The 995-nt window shown below is 64.4% G+C and carries 2 protein-coding genes; both read left to right on the forward strand.

The window, feature by feature from the left end; translation table 11 throughout:
* Positions 1-426, forward strand: a 426-nt coding sequence (locus tag DD606_RS25575) for an enoyl-CoA hydratase-related protein (protein WP_176691515.1), incomplete at its 5' end; no start/stop codon positions are given.
* Between the two features lies 1 nt (position 427).
* On the forward strand, positions 428-995 hold a 568-nt coding region (locus DD606_RS25580), incomplete at its 3' end, for a 3-hydroxyacyl-CoA dehydrogenase NAD-binding domain-containing protein (RefSeq protein WP_255573135.1).

The raw sequence follows: 995 nt of genomic DNA on the forward strand, positions 1-995 counted from the left end.
GACATGGTGATTGCGGCGCGCTCCGCCAGTTTTGTGATGGCCTTCAGCAAGCTCGGCCTCGTCCCGGACTGCGGCGGCACCTGGCTGCTGCCGCGCGTGGCCGGACGCGCCCGCGCCATGGGGCTGGCATTGCTGGGCGATAAGCTCAGCGCTGAGCAGGCACAGGCCTGGGGAATGATCTGGCAGGTGGTGGACGACGAGCAGCTCTCCGCCACCGTACAGCAGATGGCGCTGCATTTTGCCTCGCAGCCGACCTTTGGCCTGGGCTTGATCAAGCAGGCGATCAACGCCGCCGAAACCAACACCCTCGACGCCCAGCTTGATCTGGAGCGCGACTATCAACGCCTGGCCGGACGCAGCGACGACTACCGGGAAGGCGTCAGCGCGTTCCTGGCAAAACGCGCGCCGAACTTTACGGGGAAATAAGATGGTGAATATCCATACGGTCGCCGTCATTGGCAGCGGCACCATGGGCGCCGGGATTGCCGAAGTGGCAGCCAGCCACGGTCATCCGGTTCTGGTGTACGACATTGACGCAGCGGCGATTTCCCGCGCCGTCGACGGCATTCGCCAGCGGCTGTCCTCACGCGTTGCGCGTGGAAAACTCTCTGCCGACGCCGGGGAGCAGATCCTCGCCCGCCTGACGCCGGTGACGAATATCAGTGCTCTGGCGAAAGCCGATCTGGTGATCGAGGCGGCCTCCGAGCGGCTTGAAGTGAAAAAGGCGCTGTTTACCCAGCTGGCAGAGGTTTGCCCGCCGCAGACGCTGCTCGCCAGCAATACCTCGTCCATTTCCGTTACCGCGATTGCGGCGGAGATAAACCACCCTGAACGCGTCGCCGGGCTGCACTTCTTCAATCCTGCCCCGGTGATGAAGCTGGTGGAGGTGGTCAGCGGGCTGGCGACCTCACCAGAAGTGGCCGATGCGCTGTGCGAGCTGGCGCTGAGCTGGGGAAAGCAGCCGGTACGCTGCCAGTCCACGCCGGGGTTTATCG

It is taken from the genome of Enterobacter cloacae complex sp. GF14B, from assembly GCF_004136805.1.
GTDB classification, from domain to species: domain Bacteria; phylum Pseudomonadota; class Gammaproteobacteria; order Enterobacterales; family Enterobacteriaceae; genus Enterobacter; species Enterobacter hormaechei_C.